This is a genomic window from Pseudomonas putida (assembly GCF_050990305.1).
Lineage (GTDB): Bacteria > Pseudomonadota > Gammaproteobacteria > Pseudomonadales > Pseudomonadaceae > Aquipseudomonas > Aquipseudomonas putida_AH.
Map to the genome: position 1 here is coordinate 3,056,623 of NZ_CP158817.1, position 20,068 is coordinate 3,076,690.

Consider the following 20,068-nt stretch of genomic DNA (forward strand, 5'->3'; position numbering starts at 1 on the left):
GAGTTGAGCGTTCAACCTTTTATACTTGGAGGTGTTTTTCCCTGTAGGAGCGAGCAAGCTCGCGATGGGGCTAAACGATAACGCGCGAATCCTGGCGCCCCGCGTTATCGTTGTCCTCCATCGCGAGCATGCTCGCTCCTACAGACCCTGCTGAAGGGCTGGATCGTCAGGGTTCTGCTGTTCCAGTTGTGCCAACAGAATCTGCACGTTCTGCAGTTGCCCACTTTCCTTCCAGTAATTGATCAGCAACACCCTGGCCCTGCGATCATTGGGGTGGCGCTGGACGATTTCCTGCAGCTGCTTTTGCGCCGCCTCAAGCTCCTGCTCACCGTGCAGCGTGGTGGCCAGGTCATAGCGGTAATCCTTGTTGTCCGGTTCAAGCTCCACTGCCTTGGACAGGCCGAGCAGGGCAAACTCGCTCTGCCCGTGGTGCAGCAACCAAAGCCCAAGGGCATGTTGCAAGTAAGCGGAATCAGGTTGTGCCTTCAGCTGTTTGGCCAACAACTCCCGGGCCGCTTCGCTTTGACCCAGCCGGTCCAGCACCTCGATCTGCATCACCAGCGCGGGCAGATTGTCCGGCGCCAGTTGCAGGGTTTTGTCGAGCTCCTGTTGCGCCTCCTTCAATTCGGCATTGTGTAAATGAAGGCGGGCCATCTGATAGTGGTTTTCGGCGCTCTCTGGCGCACTTTTGAGCCACTGCTGCCAGGCATCGATGGCCTGCTCCAGCGGCCCGAAATACAGACCCAGGTCATCCGGCGACAACCCCAGCAGTGCATTGACCGCCGCCAGCCGTACGTTCTGATCGCTGTCATCGAGCAACGGCCCTAGCAACAGGCTGCGCTGAGCACTGGAAACCAGACCACTGATGCTTTTGATCGCCGCAATGCGTACCTCTGGCGCCTCGTGCTGCAAGTCCGCATCCGCCAGTTTCAGCGCCACGGAGCTGGGGTAGTTGGGCAGCTCGGCATGCAGCCAGACGCGACGCTTGGGCGAAATGTCCGGGCGGGCCAGTTGCTGATAAAGCACCCGCGCAGCGCCGGGTTGACCGTTGCGGGCCTGGTTCAGCGCTTCGCTGTAGCCACGCTTGATTGCCTCGGGTACCTCGGGCGTTGTGCTGCGCAGGAAAAACCACGCCAGGACGATGGCAAACAGGGCGCAGAGGCTGATGATCAGGTAGCGGCGGGACTTGGGCATGCAGAATCCGGGGATAGAGGCAAATGCAAAAGAGTGTCAGCTTTGATCAGTCTGGGGCTCGAGTCAAACCTTGGGAGGTTTGATGTTGGCGAGTCTATGGGGCGGGCGGGTGCTTTATAGGCGGTTTTTGCAAGATATTTCCTGGCTGAGTCTTCATCTTTGGAGATGATCAAGATGAAATGGAAAGTTGTTCAGTGCCGCCACTAAATGCAACAAGCGTGTATAACGCACCGCCCCGCCCCTCATTTGCCAATGAAGTAACTGCGCAAACTTATCTCTCAAATACGCTTCTGCGCGCCGGCAACAATCCCCACTCCATGGGCGACCTCAGTGCCGCATCAGTGGTGGTGTCCTCAGAATTGAATTCAGGAATTCCGTTCCCCGCGCTCGTGAGCAAAATGGGCAGTTCTTTTTTTCCAGGTTTTCATGATCAGGATGAGCTCAACCGTGAATGGTCCCTGCTTCAAGAGCAACTGAAGACCCGGACACTTACTCATCGGCAAGCATGGGAGGTGTTGAGCAGCGGAATTCTGCGAACGGATACGGGAAAATTCTTGTGTGGACTGTTTACGGAAGCGATGGTGCGTTCGTTTCCGAGGTTTGCATCGCTGGACGAAGTTCAACTGAAATATTTGTTCGATGTACTTTGCGGATTACCGGCCGAGCAATGGCAAGCCGCATTGGGAGAAGACTTCAGACTAACGAGTGCTAAAAACAACGGGCTTGCCAAGCGCATCCAGGTACAGCTAGATACTTCACGAGATCAGCAAGTAGAGCAGATAGAGAGCGGTAAGTTATTTGCGAGTGCTCACTGGGAAACCTTGAAAACGCTCGTGCAAGAAGGTCGCCAACATATTCCCGCAAGAGAGTTTGTACCCCATGGTGAAGACACACTTGACGGTGCACTGATGATGTTGGAAGACGCATCAGAGGATCGCCCCTCTCCAAAAGCTTTGCATGCGGATTTGGACAAGTTTGTCCGTATGCTTGAAGAGAAAGATGTCACGCAAGTGCACCTCCCGGAGCGCTACGTTACAGAGGTCAAGGCATTGAGAGATCTGCTAAAGCCCGATGATGAGGTGCACCCATCCTGGCTGGAGTGGTTGTTCAGCCCCGGCTGGCTTGAGGAGTTGCGTGCTTACCCGCTTTGGTCGGCCACCTCGCATGGCTCGACACCTCAGCCGAAGTTCGATCCTGGCTGGCCACTGTCGTCCTTCCAGCGTTTTGAACGCAATGCATCGTTCAAACTGGATGTTTGCACTACGGGCCCTCGTATTCCTGAGAGCATTACCGGCAAGTTGCTGTGGGTCTGCAATGCGCTGGATACCTTTGGCCAGTTGAGGATGGACAGTAGCCATATTTCACCGTACGCCCGTACAGCACCGAGCAATCTTGCCTGGAAAAATGGTGCCTCCGATATGCCTGAATCACCATTCCAACCGACTCCGGGACAGTCGCAAACAACCAGCCAAACTGATCCCTTGGCCTCGGTCACACAGCTCATTGCAACGGTGGATGAGTGGGTTACCCGCAACATGGTGCCGTGGAGCAGCGCCAGTGCGACGAGCGAAGGCCAGAGCGATGTTGTGATTGAAATGGAGAGTCTTGGGCGCTTCGTGCCTGAGGTGGAGGTTGTCAGGGAGCAGGTAATGGGCTGGGCTGCCAGATTGATTGGCAGCGGTGCCGCCGTCTGGAACGGTGCAGGCGCTTTAGTTGAAGCCAATCCAGGTCGAGTCGCCGGGCTTTTTGGTGTATGCGTGCTGATCAACAATATTCTGGATTACTGGTCGCAGTCTGAACCTGAAGAAATGGTTGATCCATTACAAGGGCTTGATCTCACGCCCCAGGCTGCACCCGATGGATACTCGGTAGTCCATCAATACATGATTGAAGGGATTGAGGATTTATTTGAGGAGTTTCCAGACTTCGCAAATGAAGTCAAAAGACTGGTCAGCCAATCCGATTATTCCGATCCTGCCGATGATCCGCAGTTGCTTGAAAACCTTGACGCGCTTTTGCAGTCCGCCGCACCCGGCATGGAAAATATGACTTATCAGGACTACCTCATTGAGCTTGCCATGCTGGCGACAATAGAGGCGGATGACGATACAGATGGTATTGACGGACCGAGGACTGAGACGACGAGCTCATCCGATGCCCCGACGCCTCTGGCTTCTGATAAGGCCTTGGCGGCCAACGGTCGCAGTAAAAGGAGTCTGGACGATTCGGGTATGTTTTCCAACATTCAAACTTCCGAAAGTGCATTAGCTGCTCATTCGCCGGTACTTTGGATGATCGAAGCGGGGCAACGTTCATTGGATGCTGATAATGCAATCGGAGCGGGCGAGGAAATTGCTCCGGGAGTCACGATCAGTCAGGCGGCGGATTTATTCATCAAGGACTTCGTCGAATTACAGACAGTGCTGGACTCGAGGTTGTTTGTTTTGTCGTACGTGGCGGATCTTGTGGCGGGTTCGGATTTGCCGGCGGGATTGAAGTCTCAGCTGAATTACAAGACCGAGTTTAAAGTTGAGTATCATTTGTCACGCCCCGATAGCAAGTATCGGCACGCGTTACCAGACAAGACAAAAAGGTATAAAACATTCACCTTGGCCGAATTGTTGATGGGGCAGCACGAAAAGCAGGTGAAAGAATTCGAGGTGATGACGGTTATTTGGCCTTCCAGCTATACCGATGCATTCAAAGGCTCGGTGGAAAATAGTGGGCTTTGGGCTGATTACGAAAAACGCTCGGAAGTGGTGTCCTCTCAGCCCAGGTTCTTCGAGTTGTGGAAGGAGGTTATGGAAAATAAATTACAGCATTTGGTCGGTGATTATTTGAAGGGGACAGGTGTTTCGCAGCAAGGCAAAGACATTGGCAACAAGTTTCTGGCAGGTGAAATAAGCGTAAGGCCCGTCTTTATTCGAGATGGAAAATACAGCTCGACCGTCCCAGTGACAAATGCGGTCTTTTTGTGCACGAGCTATCTCGGACGTGATGCTCGCGAAGGGTTATTTGTTTTCATGGGTGGAAATGAAACGGTCATCGAAAGTCCTGTAGAACTATTTGAGAAAGATGGAAAGTCAATTGAGGATTTTCCGGCATTGAGGGCGGCATTGTCCGATCGAATCCCCCTGAAGAGCTTGTTAGGCCGTGACGATGACGACTTCAAATACAGCCAAGGGCGATTTGTCTGGGGCTGGAATCCTGTGGGTATGTTTAAAAACTATAAGTGGCCCTACAAACCCATCGAGTTTGGCCAAAAAGATGGTCCTAATCATTATGGGGAAAGTCATGATGCTTTTGCTTCCATGTTCAATAATGCCATCTATAAAGCCAACGACGATATGGACACGATGACTTCAACCTGGATGGAGCGCACCGCTGATGGTCTGCTGGGTATCTTGTCGGAATCGCTGAGGTGGGGGGCGGTTATCCTGGCACTACCTGGAGCGCCTACCGCCGGCCTGGCCTTTTTGATGGGCGCCAGTGCATCGGCGACTCAGTATGTACGGGGGGGGATAAATGACGACCCCTTGGAGTCGAACCGACATAAATCCAATGCAGTGATAGGCATGGTTGCTCAGATCGCCGCTCCGTATGTAAGCAAGTTGTTGGGGAGAACGTTTTCCACGGTGGTGGACTCCCGTATTGCAGGGAGAATTTTTGAGTACTTAAGGTTTTCCGACATCCTTCCAAAAAAGCTGGCCAGGCTATTTCCAAAATATAACCATGCATCTGCTCCGCTTATGAGTAGCGCGAACAAAATAGAAAAATGGATCGCGCCTCGAGTCAGAAACCCTTGGATTATTCAGGAAAAGGTAAACCGAAAATTAACTAACAAGCTTGTAGTGGAACGATTGAGTTCATTGGGCAAGGGGCCTCAGGTTGCGCAGAAGCTCATGGATCGTTCGCGGGTCTTGTATTTTGGAGGTCCTAAAGAGGGCTATGTATATCGCGGGTTCGCCATGCGCGGAGATATACGTTCACCGAAGGACGTTTTTGCCAAGGGGTTCAAGTCTGACAGCGGGCAAGCTTCGGGTTATTACGATAGTAACGGTATGGGGGCGTTTCATAATGGTGGCAAGCAGGGAGGGTGGACCTATTTGATTGATGGCAGGGGTGTTGAAGGAAAAGATGTGCTGAGGAATATGAACTGGAAGACGGCTGGTGGAGCTAAGTTGGGCAGTAATCCGTATCAAATAAACTATGTGGAAAAAATCCCGGGATCAAATGTGCTGGGTGCATATGACAGTTCTGGGAGGTTTATCCCCAATCCTCGAGCATTGAACAGCGCCATAGAAAAAAGTATTCCCACGCCATTTGTGGAGTCGATTCCTTTCCCTATAAAAAACGTTGTTCAAAATAAAAACTCCACCCATACACCGATTAAACTTCCTCAATGAAACAAGGGGGCGATAAAAGTGGCAGAGGTTGCCGTATATCGGCTCCATAGTCTCACCTCTTGTGGATCGCACCGGCTCACAAACTGATCCGGCCCGTCCATGCAGTGGCTACGCTTGTTGGATGACGATCAACGAATGCCCGTCCATGCATGCACTGCTGCAATACTTCAAGGCCATCATCCACCCCGGCCCCGGGGTGTTGCTGTTTGCCTTGAGAACCATCACCGCCGGCTTGCTGACCTTGTATCTGGCCTTCCTGTTCGACCTCGAGCAGCCCAAGTGGTCGATCATGGCCGTGGTCATCGTCAGCCAGCCCCTGGCCGGCATGGCACTGGCCCGTAGTTTTGGCCAGGTGATCGGCACCACGGTGGGTGCGATCGTGGCCGTGGCGATCATGGCGATTTTCCCCCAGGCCCCAGTGCCTTTCCTGATTACGTTGTCCCTTTGGCTGGCGCTGTGTACTGCCGGCGGCACCTTGTTGCGCTACACCAGCTCCCAGGCCTTCGTACTCAGTGGCTACACGGCGGTGGTGGTGGGGCTGCTGGCGGTGCCCGATCAGGACGGCACGTTCCTGCTGGCCGTGACCCGTGTGACCGAGACGCTGTTGGCGGTGGCCTGCGTCTGTGTCGTCAGCCTGCTGACCGCACGCCCGGAGGCCGTGGCCAAGGATTACTTTGCGCGCATCGATCAGGTGATCAAGTTGCTGGCGACCCATGCCAGCGCCGTCATACGCACGGTGGAAAGCGAGGCGGATTTCCACCAGCGCCAAATGCAGCTGCTCGGGCAGATCAGTGCGCTGGAGGGCGTACGCCGGCATTTGTATTACGACGCGCCGCGCTTGCGCAGTTGCGATGACCTGGTGCAATTGCTCGCTAACCAACTGTTATTGCTCACCGCGAGGCTGACCGCGTTGCGTCATCAGCGCGAGTTGCTGCTCGAACGTTGGGAAGGTGAGATCCCGGCTGAAATACAGCAATTGCTCACCGAAGAGCTGGTGTTTCTCGATGAACTGGCCCGGCAGGGGCGGGCGCTGTCCGCCGAGCAGCGACGGCAGTTTGCAGTATTGCAACAGCGATTCGATGCGCTGGCTTACCGCTCCGAGCAACTGACCGAGCCCTTGAAAGCCACCTTGCGTTCACTGTCCTGGTCGTTGCGTTGGGAACAGGCGCGGATGCTGCAGCAGTTGGAAACCATTCTGGAACTGGCCGATGCGATCCAGAGTGGACGCAAGGCCAGCAGCCTGTATCGCGGTCAAGCCAACCCGCTGCACCTGGATTTCACCTTGGCGTCGATGAACGCTATCCGCGCCTACTGCGCCCTGATGGTGGCGGGGTTGATCTGGATCGAAACCGGCTGGGACGGCGCCCGGGGTGGGATGATCGTGACCGGCATTCTGTGCTCGCTGATGGCGACGTTTCCCCGTCCGCTGCTGGCCGCCCAGAGCTTTGCCAGGGGACTGGGGATTGCGCTGGTGGTCTCGGCGCTCCTGCAATTCGCGCTGGTGCCGATGATCAGTGATTTCGAACTGTTGGCGCTGGTGTTGGCGCCGTTGCTGTATGCCGTCGCCGTAGGATTGTCGAGCCCGCCCACCACCGGTACCGGGATCGGCCTTGGGCTGATCACGTTATTGATGGTGGGGCCGCAGAACACCGGGTTGGGGCAGAACACGGCGATCCAGTGGTTCGAATTTGCCGGCGCCTACGTATGCGCCGCCACCCTGGCTTTGAGTGTGTATGCCTTGATTTTCCCCTTCAGGCCGGTGTTGCGCATTCGTCGTTTGCATCAGGAAAACTGCGAGCAGGTCTACGCCTTGCTCAAAACTGCGCCCACTGATCAAAACCAGTTTGCTTTCGAAAGCCGCATGGTCGACCGCCTGACCATGATGCTGGGCCTGTTGCCGGCGATTTCGGACAAGGCGGCGCAGGATCTGTTTCAGGTCAGCCTGGGTTGCCTGGCGTTGGGAATCGCTTTGAACCAGCTTAGACAGCAGTCGCAGGGCAACGTCCTGCTAAGCGCGGCGATGCAAACCCGTGTATCGACCACCGTTCGCGATACCGGGCGAGTGGTGGCCGGTCGATCCGACATTGACGTCGATCACGTGCTCGGCGACTTGCACGCACTGGGCGATGAACTCGATGCGCTGCACTCCAGCGTCCATGAACATTTGTGGTCGGTGTTTCGCATGCGCGTGGCACTGTTGATCGTGGTGTCGTTCCTGGAGCGCCACCGTCGGCACTTCGAGCCCGCGAGTGCACAACCGGGAGTGCCGTCCCTTGCCCATTGATCTGGAAATAGGCGGTGTCTACCTGCCGCCGATCGCCCAGGCGCTGCTGCTGGGCCTGCCGATTTTCCTGGTGCTGGACTGGCTCTTGCGGCGCCTGGGCGTGTTGCAGTTTGTCTGGCATGAGGCCTTGTTCGAAGGCGCCTTGTACACCTGCGTGTGCGCGACGCTGATTCTGGTGATGGGAGCCTGATGCCTTGAAGAAGATTCTTGCCCAACTCACGACACTGGCGGTGGTGGCACTGGCGTTCGTGCTCGGCTGGTTTGCCTGGGAACACTACACCCGCGCCCCCTGGACCCGGGATGCGCGGGTGCGGGCGGATGTGGTGACCTTGTCCGCGGATGTCGCCGGTCGCATCGTCAACCTCGGCGTGCAGGATAACCAGCACGTGGAGAAGGGCCAGTTGCTGCTGGAAATCGATCCTTCGCGCTACGCCCTGGCGGTGGAGCACGCCAAGCGCTCGGTGGAAGTGGCCAAGGCCGCACTGGGGCAGTCCGAAGCCACCATCGTTGCCAGCGAGGCGCTGCTGCGCCAACGGCAGAGCGAGGAGCGCCGGCGTCGAACCCTCAAGGAACGCTCGATGATCCCCGGCGAGGAATGGGAGAAATCCAGTACCGAAGTGTCTGTGGCGCAGGCTGATTTGTTGCGTAACCAGGCCAATCTGGGTTTTGCTCAGGCTAACGTGCAACTGGCCATTGCCGCATTGGCCGAGGCCGAGCACGATCTGGAGCGCACCCGGGTCGAGTCGCCGGTCAGCGGCTACGTCACCAATCTGCTGACCCGACAGGGCGACTACGCCACGGCGGGTGGTCCGTTGGTGGCACTGGTGGACAGCGATTCGTTTTATGTCAGCGGTTACTTCGAAGAAACCAAACTGCCGCGAATCGGGGAAGGGGATCGGGTCGATATCGAATTGATGAGTGGCGAGCGTTTTGGCGGCACCGTGCAAAGCATCGCATTCGCCATCGCCGACCGGGAGAACCTGCCCGGCGGGCGTTTACTGGCCAACATCAACCCCAGCTACACCTGGGTCAAACTGGCGCAGCGCGTGCCGGTGCGGATAAAGATCGATGCGGACTATGCCGGCAAGGACAAACTACGCGCCGGAACTACCGCCACCGTAACCGTGCAGGAATCCCGCAATACCCAAAATCCCCCCTGATCCCCTGTAGGAGCTGCCGAAGGCTGCGATCTTTTGATCTTGTTTTTAAAAATCAAAATCAAAAGATCGCAGCCTTCGGCAGCTCCTACAGGGGCCTGTCCGATAATTGCGCAGGCAAAAAAAAGCCCCGCGACCGAATGATACGCGGGGCAAAAAATTGGTTGGTTGCGGCCAACCAAAGGAGCTCAGTAGAAACCGGTTACTGGCTGGCGACCGTCTCCGGTTATCAGCCGCCACGGTGCAGATAAAGATCGATGCCGACTATGCCCGCTCCTGCATCGGAGGCGCATCCCACTTCAAGGGTTGCTCGCCGTTTTCACATTGGGAATGAACGCGGCACTGCCGGATTCATGAGTGCGAAACAACCGGGCGCCGTTGTTGGGTTTGGTGGTGATCAACTGATGGTCGGCGGTCAGATAATCCAGGGGCAATTGTTTGAGGTCGTCGTACTGCTCCACGATGATCGTGCGTTCAGGACGCCAGGGCTGGCCACTTTGTTTTTCCAGCCACGCCATCAATGCTGCGCTGTCGCCTGTTTTTGGAATGTCTGAATCCGGGGCCACGTAGTAGAACGGCGCTCCATGATTTTGCAGGTACATGGGCAGCTTATTGTCGACATCCACCAGCACCATGCGCCATTCGTTCCACGGCGCGGTCTTGATGGCTTGCGCACGCACATCCTGGGAAAACTGCATGACACCGCCATCCCCACCGTTGGTCCAGGGATAGACAATGCCAAGTATCACGAACAACAGTCCCGCGGCGGCGGCAATGCCCTTTGTCCAACCGGGCCCGCTGACCTTGCCGGCTGCCTTACGCTCGGTCATTCGCCGGGTAACCCACCAGGCGGCCAGCAGTTGGGCAAATGGCACCAGGGGCAAGACGTAGTAGCTGCGCCGACTGCCACTGGCGGTGAAGAACAGGAACAGTAACGTCAGGCCCCAGATCAACCAGCGAATATTGGGATCGGTATGCTTCCAGTTCCTGACTGCCACCCACAGGCCGAGTATCCAGCACGGCGCCCAGGGCAGGGTATAAACCGGCAGATAGAGCAGGTAGGTATAGATCGGGCCTATGTTGTCGAAGGGGTGGAAAAATCGAACGACGTTTTCCCTGAACACCAAGCTAAGCCCGCTTTCCCCAAAAGCAGGCGCTCCGAAGCGGTGTGACAGCATGAACGGCACCATGTAGACCAGGCCCGCCGTCAGAACGGCCAGGCACATGCGCCCATTGAGATGGCTTTTCCAGCGTCCCTCGCCAATCAGATGTGGCAGTAGCAACAGCCCTGGAAGGATGAATCCGATCAAGCCTTTGAACAGCGACGTCAGTGCCAGAATCAAGAAAAAAACGATGTACCGGCTCAGGCGCGTGTCGTCCGGGCCGCGCCAATACCACCAAACAGAGGCCAGGACACCGCAAACCGTCAAGATGTCCGCCGTGGCTACCCTGGCCCAGAAAACGAAAAAGAAAGTCGTCGCCAGAAACCAGCCGGCAATCAGGCCAGTGCCTTTGCTATATAGCTGCTGACCGACCAGATAGACCAGCCAGATGCTCAGCCAGGCCGCTACGACTGAGGACAGGCGCAGCGACCAGTGTCCGAGACCGCCCATCAGGTGGGCAGTGGCGGTAATCAGCCAATAGGAAGGCAGAGGCTTGTCGTAATAGGGCAGGCCCTTGAGGTAAGGGTCGAGATAATCGCCTGATTGCAACATCTGCAGGGCGATGTTTGCCCAGCGCGTTTCTGGGCCCCAAAGCTCTCTTGCTCCCAACCCGAATAGCAGCAGCAGCGCGGACACGCCCAGTAGAAGTATCAGCGCACCGTGGTCATTTTTTAAGAAGCCGACGAACGATTTATTCATGATTATTTCGCATTTTGCGCACGCGGTTGGAGCGTAAAGCTATCTGGCGAAATGTGATAATAATGTCAGTAGATTGCGAACAAACCATTAGTTTGAATTAAACGTACTTTCCTCAATGACTGATATCGTCCTGCGATTCTAAACATGAAATTTATTTATTGTTTAAGTCGGGGTATATGCCTCATAAATGTAATTATCATCACCAAACTTTCACTTCTTTTTAACAAATGCTACTCCAGACTTTGCGCTACAGACTGCGCATGCTGGCAACCGAATAGGGTCAACTCGGGTGAATTGGATTTACCTGAATTTGTTCGTAGCGCGGCGTTATTGAAAACGTATAGCAAACGCAAACTTGCGGGCGTTTAATTCAGGGATCAACAACATGTCTTCCCCTTCAAGCCTCCAGCCGCCAACGGCGATGCGTCTGCATTCGTTCGCGCTAGGTCTCTTTACTTTGTTGCTGTTCGTGATGATGAGCAATCATCAGGCGTTCATTGGCTTCGACTCGAGGTTCGTGATGTTCGCTCAGGAAATGCTGCGCCATGGGCCAAGCATTTTCCCCACGACCTACGGTGAGCCCTATGCTGACTACAGCGCAATGTCGACGTTTTTCATCTATCTGCTTTCGATGCCTTTCGGGCACGTGACGAGCTTCACTGCCTGGCTGCCTTCCTCGATTGCCGCAGCGGTGATCGTCACGCTCATGTATCGCCTGCTCGCGCCGTACTCAATAAAGTGGGCGCTGGTCAGCATCGCGTTGATGCTGCTGAGTGTGACGTTCATCACTGAGGTAAGGGCCGTATCGCTGGACCTGATGCTTGCGGCGGTTTCATTCGCGGCTTTTTATCTGGCTTATGCTGCCGATCACTTCAATGCACGCCGGCGTCTGGTTGGGTTATTTACCTTGTTGGTGCTGGGCTTTGCCATTCGTGGGCCGATCGGCCTGATCGTGCCTACCGGCATGTTATGCAGTTACTACCTGTTCAGCGGTCAATACCGGCGGATGTTCAGCTTTGGTGTGGTTGCCCTGGCGCTGCTGGTCATTTGTATCGGTTTGATTTTGTGGCTGGCCGATATCAGCGGCGACGCAGCCTTTGTGCGCGATGTCATTCGCATGCAGGTGACAGGGCGCATTGATGGTAGCGAAGGCTCCAGTAATGCGTTGTTTTACGTCACCAGCTCCCTGGGCAATTACGCGGTGGCTTATCCCCTGGCCTTACTGACATTGGTTGGCGTTCTAGCCGGTGATAGAAGTAATCGCGGGCCGCAATGGCGACTGATGATGTTTTGCGTGGCTGCCGGCTTGATCGTGTTGGTCGGACTTTCGATTCCACAGGCTAAAAAAGCTCGCTATGTGTTGCCGATGTTGCCGATGGCAGCCATTGTCGCGGCTTATCCGTTCCAGGCAGCGAGTGGTCGAGTGTTTGCCGGTTTGAGACTGCTGATACAAGGGCTCTGGCTAGTGCTGCCTGGCGTGATGTTCGGTGTTGTGTTGATTGCGCATCATCGGCTGCCGGATTCATTGCCCTCCATCGGTTTGGTCCTTGGGCTGCTGATTTTCTTGCAGGTAGCCGCATTGGGCTCGGTGTTCAAAGCACATTTGAGAGTGCCAGGACTTGCGTGTTGTGCGGTGCTGGCTGTGTGGTCGGTCTTCATCCTGTACGTTGAACCCATTCAACGTGGCATGTATGACACCCGCCAGTTTTCTCGAGCGGTTCTTGAGCGGATGAACAGTGATTCCATGCCGGTGGTGCTGCATGGCATGGGCAAGGACGCGAAGGCAATCAAGTTCATGGTCAATACAGATACCGACGTTCGGCCGATCTTCACCGAGACACCCGAGCAACTGGCGGCTGTCAAAGCGCCTGCCTACATCGTCATGAGTCAGGAGTCTTACCGCAAACTCCCATCATCACAGGCCGAGTCACTGGCACCGGTGTTGAGTGGCCGCTTTGACAAAGATGACTACGTGCTGCTGCGTCTTGCGCCTTGATGCTTGGTGCCTGAATGGTCCTCTGCTCGACACAAAAACCTGTGGGAGCGAGGCTTGCCCGCGATGAGGCCCGCACATCCAACATCAATGGCGCCTGACACACCGTCATCGCGGGCAAGCCCGCTCCCACAAGGATTTATCGTTGCCGCTGCTTCCCCTGTAGGAGCGAGGCTTGCCCGCGAAAAACGATAACGCGGTGTATCAGACAGATCGCGTTATCGTTCTTCGCGGGCAAGCCTCGCTCCTACTGAGCAGGGTGAATGCCATGATGCGAGATGGCACCGAGTGGCGGTGATCAATGACAGGGTGAAGACAGTTGCTCCCACAGGGATTGGCAGTGTTTTGCGGCGTCGCAAAAAAAAGCCCCGCGACCGAATGAGACGCGGGGCCAAAAAATTGGTTGGTTGCGACCAACCAAAGGAGCTCTGCCTTGGTCTGGGAGGCGTTCCGACGATGGTCGTGAGCGATAATGCGTTAAATCAGATGCCCCACGGCGCCCTCGGGTTTTTCGCGAGCATGCTCGCTCCTACGGGCGACCGTCTCCGGTTGCCAACCGCCACCCAAGGCCTTGTAGATGGCGACGATGCCGCGATACAGATCGACTTCGGCCTGGGCCTGGGTGTCTTCCGCCGCCAGGCGCTCACGCTGGGCGTCCAGCAACACGAGGAAGTCGGCAGTACCTTCGCGGTAACGGATCTCGGCGAGATCGGCGGCCGAGCGGCTCGATTCACTCTGGCGAATCAGAGAAATCAAACGCTGTTGGCGCTTGTTGTAGTCACTGAAAGCGTTTTCCGACTCTTCCAGGGCCAACAGCACTTGCTGCTCGTAGGTCGCCAGCGCGCCTTCGGCATCGGCGTCGGCACCGCGGATGCGGGCTTTCACGCTACCCAAGTCGAATGCCGCCCAAGTGATGCTTGGGCCCAGCGCCCAGGCATTGGCTGCCGAAGAGCCGATCTGCGAACCACGGCTGGCGGTCCAGCCGAGGAACCCGCTGAGGCTCACCCGTGGAAACAGGTCAGCCTTGGCCACGCCAATGCGCGCCGTGGCCGAGGCCAGTTTGCGTTCGGCGCTGAGAATGTCCGGACGCCGTTGAAGGAGCTCGCCCGGATCACCGATCGGCAAGGCCTTGGCAATCGCCGGCAAGTCTTTCGGGCTCAGGTCCACGGTCAATTTGTCCGGGCGCTCACCCAGCAAAGTGGCGATGCGGTTTTTCTGCCGGACCTGCTCGGCCTGCAACTGCGGCACGCTGGCTTCGACCGAGGCCAGACGGGCGTCGGCGCGTTCCACATCGAGCTGATCGCCCACGCCGGCATCACGCAGGCTGATGGTGATCTTGCGCGATTCCTGCTGGTTTTGCAGGTTGGCCAGGGCGATCTTTTCCCTCAACTGCGCTCCTCGTAACTGTCCGTAGGCGTCGACCAGTTCGGCGATCATTGTCACTTGCAGTTGATACAGATCGGCTTCAAATGCCTGCTGCTCGGCGTCCGCCGATTCCAGATTGCGCTGGATGCGGCCAAACAAGTCGATCTCCCACGCCATGTCCAGGCCCAGGTCATAGCGCTCGCTGTTGACCCGCTTAGTGGTTTCACCGGGGATTTGCCCCTTGCCCAAGTCACTGCTGACCCGGCTGGTCACTGTCGGCATGGCGTCGTTGCTGACGTCATCGCGGATCGCCCGCGCCGCTTTCCAGCGGGCGAAGGCGACACGCAGGTCACGGTTGCCCTTGAGCGATTCGGTGACCAACTGGTTGAGGGTCGGGTCTTCGAATTGTTGCCACCAGACGCGTTCGAAGCGCGATCGGTCGAAGTTCTTCTGGCCGGCCGCACCGTCAGTAGCCGTGGTGATGTTGGCCGGCTCCGTGGCTGGGGTCTTGTAGTCCGGGCCGACGGCACAGGCGCTCAGCGCCACTACCAGCAGGCTCGGCAGAAAGGCTTTAAGACTCATCAATGCGACTCCAGTTGCGAGGCCAGTTTCAGCGCTTTGGCTGCCTTGCGCGCTTCACCGCGCTCGACAAAGTTACGGATCAGTACATAGAACACTGGCGTCAGCAGCAGGCCGAAGAAGGTCACCCCGAGCATCCCGGAGAACACCGCCACACCCATGGCGTGACGCATTTCGGCACCGGCACCGCTGGAGAACACCAGGGGCACCACACCCATGATGAACGCGAAGGAGGTCATCAGGATCGGCCGCAGACGCAAGCGGCAAGCTTCCAGTACCGCCGCCAGCGGGTTGAGGCCTTCCTGCTGTTTATCCTTGGCGAACTCGACGATCAGAATCGCGTTCTTACAGGCAAGCCCCACCAGTACGATCAAACCGATCTGGGTAAAGATGTTGTTGTCGCCACCGGAAGCAATCACACCGGTAATGGCCGACAGCAAGGTCATCGGGACAATCAGGATCACCGCCAGTGGCAGGCTCCAGCTTTCGTACTGCGCCGCGAGCACCAGGAACGCCAGCAGGACGCAGAGCGGGAACACGAACAGCGCAGTGTTGCCGGACAGAATCTGCTGGTAGGTCAGGTCGGTCCATTCGTAGGTCATGCCGTTAGGCAGTTCTTCCTTGAGCAGTTTCTCGATGGCTTGTTCGGCCTGGCCGGAGCTGTAGCCGGGGGCTGCCGCACCGTTGATTTCAGCGGTGATGAAGCCGTTGTAGTGCATCACGCGGTCCGGCCCCGAGGTATCGCTGACCTTGATGAAGGTCGCCAACGGGATCATCTCGCCCTTGTTGTTGCGTACTTTCAGCTGGCCGATCTGGTCGGATTCGAGGCGGAACTGTTGCTCAGCCTGAACGTTGACCTGATAGGTACGACCGAAGCGGTTGAAGTCGTTGGCATACAGCGAACCCAGGTAGATCTGCAGGGTGTCGAAGATGTCGCTGACGGCCACGCCGTGGGTCTTGGCTTTCTCGCGGTCGATGGCGGCTTCAACCTGCGGCACGTTCACGGTGTAGCTGGTGAACAGGTTGGCCAGTTCCGGCACGTTGTGGCTCTTGGCAATGATGTTCATGGTTTGCTTGTACAGCTCGTCGTAGCCCAGGTTGCCCCGGTCTTCGATTTGCAGGCGGAAACCACCAATCGTACCCAAGCCCTGAACCGGCGGCGGTGGGAAGATCGCCATGTAGGCTTCCTGGATGTTGGCGTACTGGCCGTTCAAGGCACCGGCAATGGCCCCTGCGGACATGCTCGGGTCCTTACGCTCATCGAACGGCTTCAAGGTCACGAACACAATGCCGGCGTTCGGGCTGTTGGTGAAACCGTTGATCGACAGGCCCGGGAAGGCCACGGCGCTTTCCACACCTGGCTGCTTGAGTGCCAGGTCGGACATGCGCTTGATCACGTCTTCGGTGCGGTCCAGGCTCGCGGCGTCCGGCAGTTGCGCAAACGCCACCAGGTATTGCTTGTCCTGGCCTGGTACGAAACCGGTCGGCGTGCTGGAGAAACCGAAGAAGGTCAGCACCATCAGGCCTGCATACAGCAGCAGGGCGATGCCGCTGCTGCGGATGACCCGGCGCACGGTGCCGACATAACCATGGCTGGCTTTTTCAAAGAAACGGTTGAACGGACGGAACAGCCAGCCACCGAAGATCTTGTCCAGTACTTTGGAGAAACGGTCTTTGGGTGCATCGTGGCCCTTGAGCAACACGGCCGCGAGGGCTGGCGACAGGGTCAGCGAGTTGAAGGCCGAGATCACCGTCGAAATGGCGATGGTCAGGGCGAACTGCTTGTAGAACTGTCCAGTCAGACCAGAGATGAAGGCCGCCGGGACAAACACCGCACAGAGCACCAGCGCCGTGGCGATGATCGGACCGGTCACTTCACCCATGGCTTTTTTGGTGGCGGCCATTGGTTCGAGACCCAGCTCGATGTTTCTCTCGACGTTCTCGACCACCACGATCGCATCGTCGACCACGATACCGATGGCCAGTACCAGCCCGAACAGCGACAGGGCATTGAGCGAAAAGCCGAACAAATGCATCACGGCAAACGTACCGATCAAGGAGACCGGCACCGCCACCAACGGAATGATCGAGGCGCGCCAGGTTTGCAGGAACAGGATCACCACCAGCACCACGAGGATCAGCGCTTCGAAGAGGGTATGAACCACCGCCTCGATGGAGCCGCGCACAAAGATCGTTGGGTCATAGACGATGCTGTAGTCCATGCCTTGCGGGAAGTTCTTCTTCAGCTCTTCCATCTTGCCGCGAACTTCGTTCGAAATTTCAATGGCGTTGGAACCCGGGCGCTGGAAGATCGGGATGGCCACGGCCGGCTGATTGTTCAGCAATGAACGCAGAGCGTATTGGCTGGAACCCAGCTCGACGCGGGCGATGTCCTTCAGGCGCGTGATTTCACCGTTGTCGCCTGCGCGAATGATGATGTTCTCGAACTCTTCCTCGGACACCAGGCGACCCTGAGTGTTGATCGACAGTTGGAAGCTCTGGGCATTCGGCGCCGGTGGCGCGCCCAGTTGACCGGCGGCCACCTGGCGGTTCTGCTCGCGGATGGCGCTCACGACATCGGTCGCGGTCAGGTTACGCGACGCGGTTTTGTTCGGATCGAGCCAGACCCGCAGCGAGTAATCGCCCATGCCGAACAGTTGCACGTCACCGACACCACCGAGGCGCGCCAGCTCATCCTTGATGTTCAGGATCGCGTAGTTGGACAGGTAGAGCATGTCGTAGCGTTTGTCCGGCGAGGTCAAGTGCACGACCATGGTCAGGTCGGGCGACGCCTTGTCCACGGTGATACCGATGCGCGTCACTTCCTCGGGAAGCTTGGGCTCTGTGCGGGTCACGCGGTTCTGCACCTGCACCTGGGCGTTGTCCAGGTCGGTACCCAGGGCAAAGGTGATGGTCAGGGTGATCTTGCCGTCGGCGGTGGACTGCGAGGACATGTACAGCATGTTCTCGACGCCGGTAATGGCTTGCTCCAGGGGAGCGGCCACGGTTTCACCGATGACTTTGGGGTTGGCACCCGGGAAGTTGGCGCGGACCACCACGGTCGGCGGCACCACTTCCGGGTATTCGCTGATCGGCAGCTGGAACAGCGAGATGGAACCGGCGATCAGGATCAGCAGCGATAAAACCGCTGCAAAGATCGGCCGTGTAATGAAGAACTGGGAAAAATTCATCGGAGTCGTTATCCCTTAACCGCGTGGGGTCGCAGCAGCCAGTTTCACAGCCGTGCCCGGCGCAACCTTGGCAGGCGCGACTTGTGGCAGGTTGCTGGCTTCCAGCGCTTGTCGTTGTTGTGCAAGAGCCGCGAGGGTTTGCTCGCTGGCCATCGGGATCACTTCGGGGCTGACTGGCGAGCCGGGGCGGACCCGTTGCAGACCCTTGACGATGACGGTGTCGTCCTTGCTCAGGCCATTGCGCACGATGCGCAGACCTTCGATTTTCGGACCCAGCTCGACTGCTCGATAAGCCGTCTTGTTGTCGGCATCCATCACCAGCACGAACTTCTTGCCAAGGTCAGTGCCGACCGCTTCATCGTTGATCAGCATGGCGTTGTAGGTGCCACTGCCCACCAGTTTCAGGCGTGCATACAGGCCCGGGGTGTAGCTGCCATCGCTGTTGTCGAACACGGCGCGACCGCGGATGGTGCCGGTCTTGGGGTTGACCGCGTTGTCGATGAAGTTCATCTGGCCCAGGTGCGGGTTGCCGTCTTCATTCGACAGGCCCATGTACACCGGCGTGGTGGCGCCACGTTTACCCTGGCGGGCGAGCTGGGTGTACTTGAGGAACACACGCTCGTCAGCGTCGAAGTAGGCGTAGACCTTGTCGGTCGAAACGACGCTGGTCAGTGGCGTAGTGTCGGCGGTGACCAGGTTGCCGGCAGTGATTTCGGCACGGCTGACGCGACCGCTGATGGGCGCGGTGACGCGGGTGAAACTCAGGTTCAATTTGGCCAGGTCGAGCTGCGCTTGAAGGGCGCCGACAGCGGCGCGGGCTTCTTGGGCAGCACTGGTGCGCGAATCGGCCAGCTCAGCGGAAATCGCGTTGCTGGTGCGCAGACGCTCGCCGCGCTGGGCTTCGTTTTCGCTGCGGGTAGCATTGGCGCGGGCCTGGGCGACCAGCGCTTCAAGGCGGCGGACCTCGGCCTGGAACGGACGGGGGTCGATCTGGAACAGTAGGTCACCTTTTTTGACCAGCGCGCCTTCGGTGAACGCCACTTCATCGATCTGGCCTGAAACCCGTGGACGAATCTCTACGGTTTCTGGCGCCTCAAGACGCCCGGTGAACTCATCCCACTCGTTGACCGGTTGTTCCAGTACCTTGGCCACGCTGACCTTGGCGGCAGGCGGGGCACCGGCGGTTTCGGGCGCCTTGCCGCATGCGCTGATCACCACCACGGCCAACAGAGCCAACGGGAAGCGCAAATGTTTGAGTGACTGTTCCATGGATGCATCCGCCAATGTATTGAGATTGGCGAATGATGCTCGGCGGGCGGATATCGCACGAATCGAACGGGGCGAAGGTAACTATCATTCGGAATGATAGGAGAGCCGAGCTAGCCCTCTAGCCTGCACCTTTGATCAGGTTTTGATCAATGACAATGATGGAAATTCTGTTGTTCCCTGGTCGTAAGAATCACCGAGCGAGACCGGTATGCACCCCGTGTAGGAGCTGCCGAAGGCTGCGATCTTTTGACCTTGTTGTTCAGAATCAAAAGATCGCAGCCTGCGGCAGCTCCTGCAGGGTTTAGAGGCTGTCGGGATCCCCGAAGAACATCTGCAAGGCGCCAATCGATGGGCCTGATGGAAATGGGTTGTAAGAAGCACCGCGCGAGACCGGTATGCACTCCGTGTAGGAGCTGCCGAAGGCTGCGATCTTTTGACTTTGTCGTTCAGGATCAAAAGATCGCAGCCTGCGGCAGCTCCTGCAGGGTTTGTGCGGGTTTTCGAAGAACCTCTGCAACGCGCCAATTAACGGGGCTGATGGAAATGGGTTGTAAGAAGCACCGAGCGAGGCCGGTATGCACCCCGTGTAGGAGCTGCCGAAGGCTGCGATCTTTTGACTTTGTCGTTCAGGATCAAAAGATCGCAGCCTGCGGCAGCTCCTACGGGGTTTGTGCGGGTTTTCGAAGAACCTCTGCAAGGCGCCAATCGATGGGCCTGATGGAAATGGGTTGTAAGAAGCACCGAGCGAGGCCGGTATGCACCCCGTGT

General features: G+C 57.3%; 10 protein-coding genes. 5 read left to right on the forward strand and 5 right to left on the reverse strand.

Annotated features, from left to right (window positions below; translation table 11 throughout):
- Positions 1–138: 138 nt before the first annotated feature.
- On the reverse strand, positions 139–1,194 hold the full coding sequence (locus tag ABTV22_RS13895; protein ID WP_433740954.1) for a tetratricopeptide repeat protein: 1,056 nt from the start codon (positions 1,192–1,194) through the stop codon (positions 139–141).
- Between the two features lie 194 nt (positions 1,195–1,388).
- Between ABTV22_RS13895 and ABTV22_RS13900 the strand changes: the two genes are divergently transcribed.
- The 4 genes from ABTV22_RS13900 to ABTV22_RS13915 all read left to right on the forward strand — a co-directional run bounded on the left by ABTV22_RS13900 (position 1,389) and on the right by ABTV22_RS13915 (position 9,044).
- A complete protein-coding gene (locus tag ABTV22_RS13900; protein WP_433740955.1) occupies positions 1,389–5,600 on the forward strand; it encodes a hypothetical protein in 4,212 nt (1,403 codons plus the stop codon).
- A 145-nt stretch (positions 5,601–5,745) separates the two neighbouring features.
- A complete protein-coding gene (locus tag ABTV22_RS13905; protein ID WP_433741396.1) occupies positions 5,746–7,884 on the forward strand; it encodes an FUSC family protein in 2,139 nt (712 codons plus the stop codon).
- Positions 7,874–8,074: a DUF1656 domain-containing protein gene (locus ABTV22_RS13910; protein ID WP_433740957.1), complete on the forward strand. Its 201-nt coding sequence runs from the start codon at positions 7,874–7,876 to the stop codon at positions 8,072–8,074. The genes ABTV22_RS13905 and ABTV22_RS13910 overlap by 11 nt, the downstream gene beginning before the upstream one ends.
- Before the next feature lie 4 nt (positions 8,075–8,078).
- The gene (locus ABTV22_RS13915) at positions 8,079–9,044 is read left to right on the forward strand and encodes a biotin/lipoyl-binding protein (protein WP_433740959.1); all 966 of its coding nucleotides are present in this window, start codon (positions 8,079–8,081) and stop codon (positions 9,042–9,044) included.
- 296 nt (positions 9,045–9,340) lie between these two features.
- Here ABTV22_RS13915 and ABTV22_RS13920 read toward each other — a convergent pair whose 3' ends face one another.
- On the reverse strand, positions 9,341–10,903 hold the full coding sequence (locus tag ABTV22_RS13920) for an ArnT family glycosyltransferase (protein ID WP_433740960.1): 1,563 nt from the start codon (positions 10,901–10,903) through the stop codon (positions 9,341–9,343).
- A 385-nt stretch (positions 10,904–11,288) separates the two neighbouring features.
- On the opposite strand from ABTV22_RS13920, the gene ABTV22_RS13925 reads away from it, so the two are divergent.
- A complete protein-coding gene (locus ABTV22_RS13925; protein ID WP_433741398.1) occupies positions 11,289–12,899 on the forward strand; it encodes an ArnT family glycosyltransferase in 1,611 nt (536 codons plus the stop codon).
- Positions 12,900–13,373: 474 nt separating this feature from the next.
- Here ABTV22_RS13925 and ABTV22_RS13930 read toward each other — a convergent pair whose 3' ends face one another.
- Genes ABTV22_RS13930 through mexE form a run of 3 tightly spaced genes read right to left on the reverse strand, consistent with a single transcriptional unit; the run spans position 13,374 to position 19,300 of the window.
- Positions 13,374–14,843, reverse strand: a complete 1,470-nt coding sequence (locus ABTV22_RS13930; RefSeq protein ID WP_433740962.1) for an efflux transporter outer membrane subunit — start codon at positions 14,841–14,843, stop codon at positions 13,374–13,376.
- Positions 14,843–18,031 (reverse strand): efflux RND transporter permease subunit, encoded by a 3,189-nt coding sequence (locus ABTV22_RS13935; RefSeq protein ID WP_433740964.1) that lies wholly within the window; start codon positions 18,029–18,031, stop codon positions 14,843–14,845. The genes ABTV22_RS13930 and ABTV22_RS13935 overlap by 1 nt, the downstream gene beginning before the upstream one ends.
- Positions 18,032–18,046: 15 nt before the next feature.
- Positions 18,047–19,300: a multidrug efflux RND transporter periplasmic adaptor subunit MexE gene (gene mexE, locus ABTV22_RS13940; RefSeq protein WP_433740966.1), complete on the reverse strand. Its 1,254-nt coding sequence runs from the start codon at positions 19,298–19,300 to the stop codon at positions 18,047–18,049.
- Positions 19,301–20,068 lie beyond the last annotated feature (768 nt).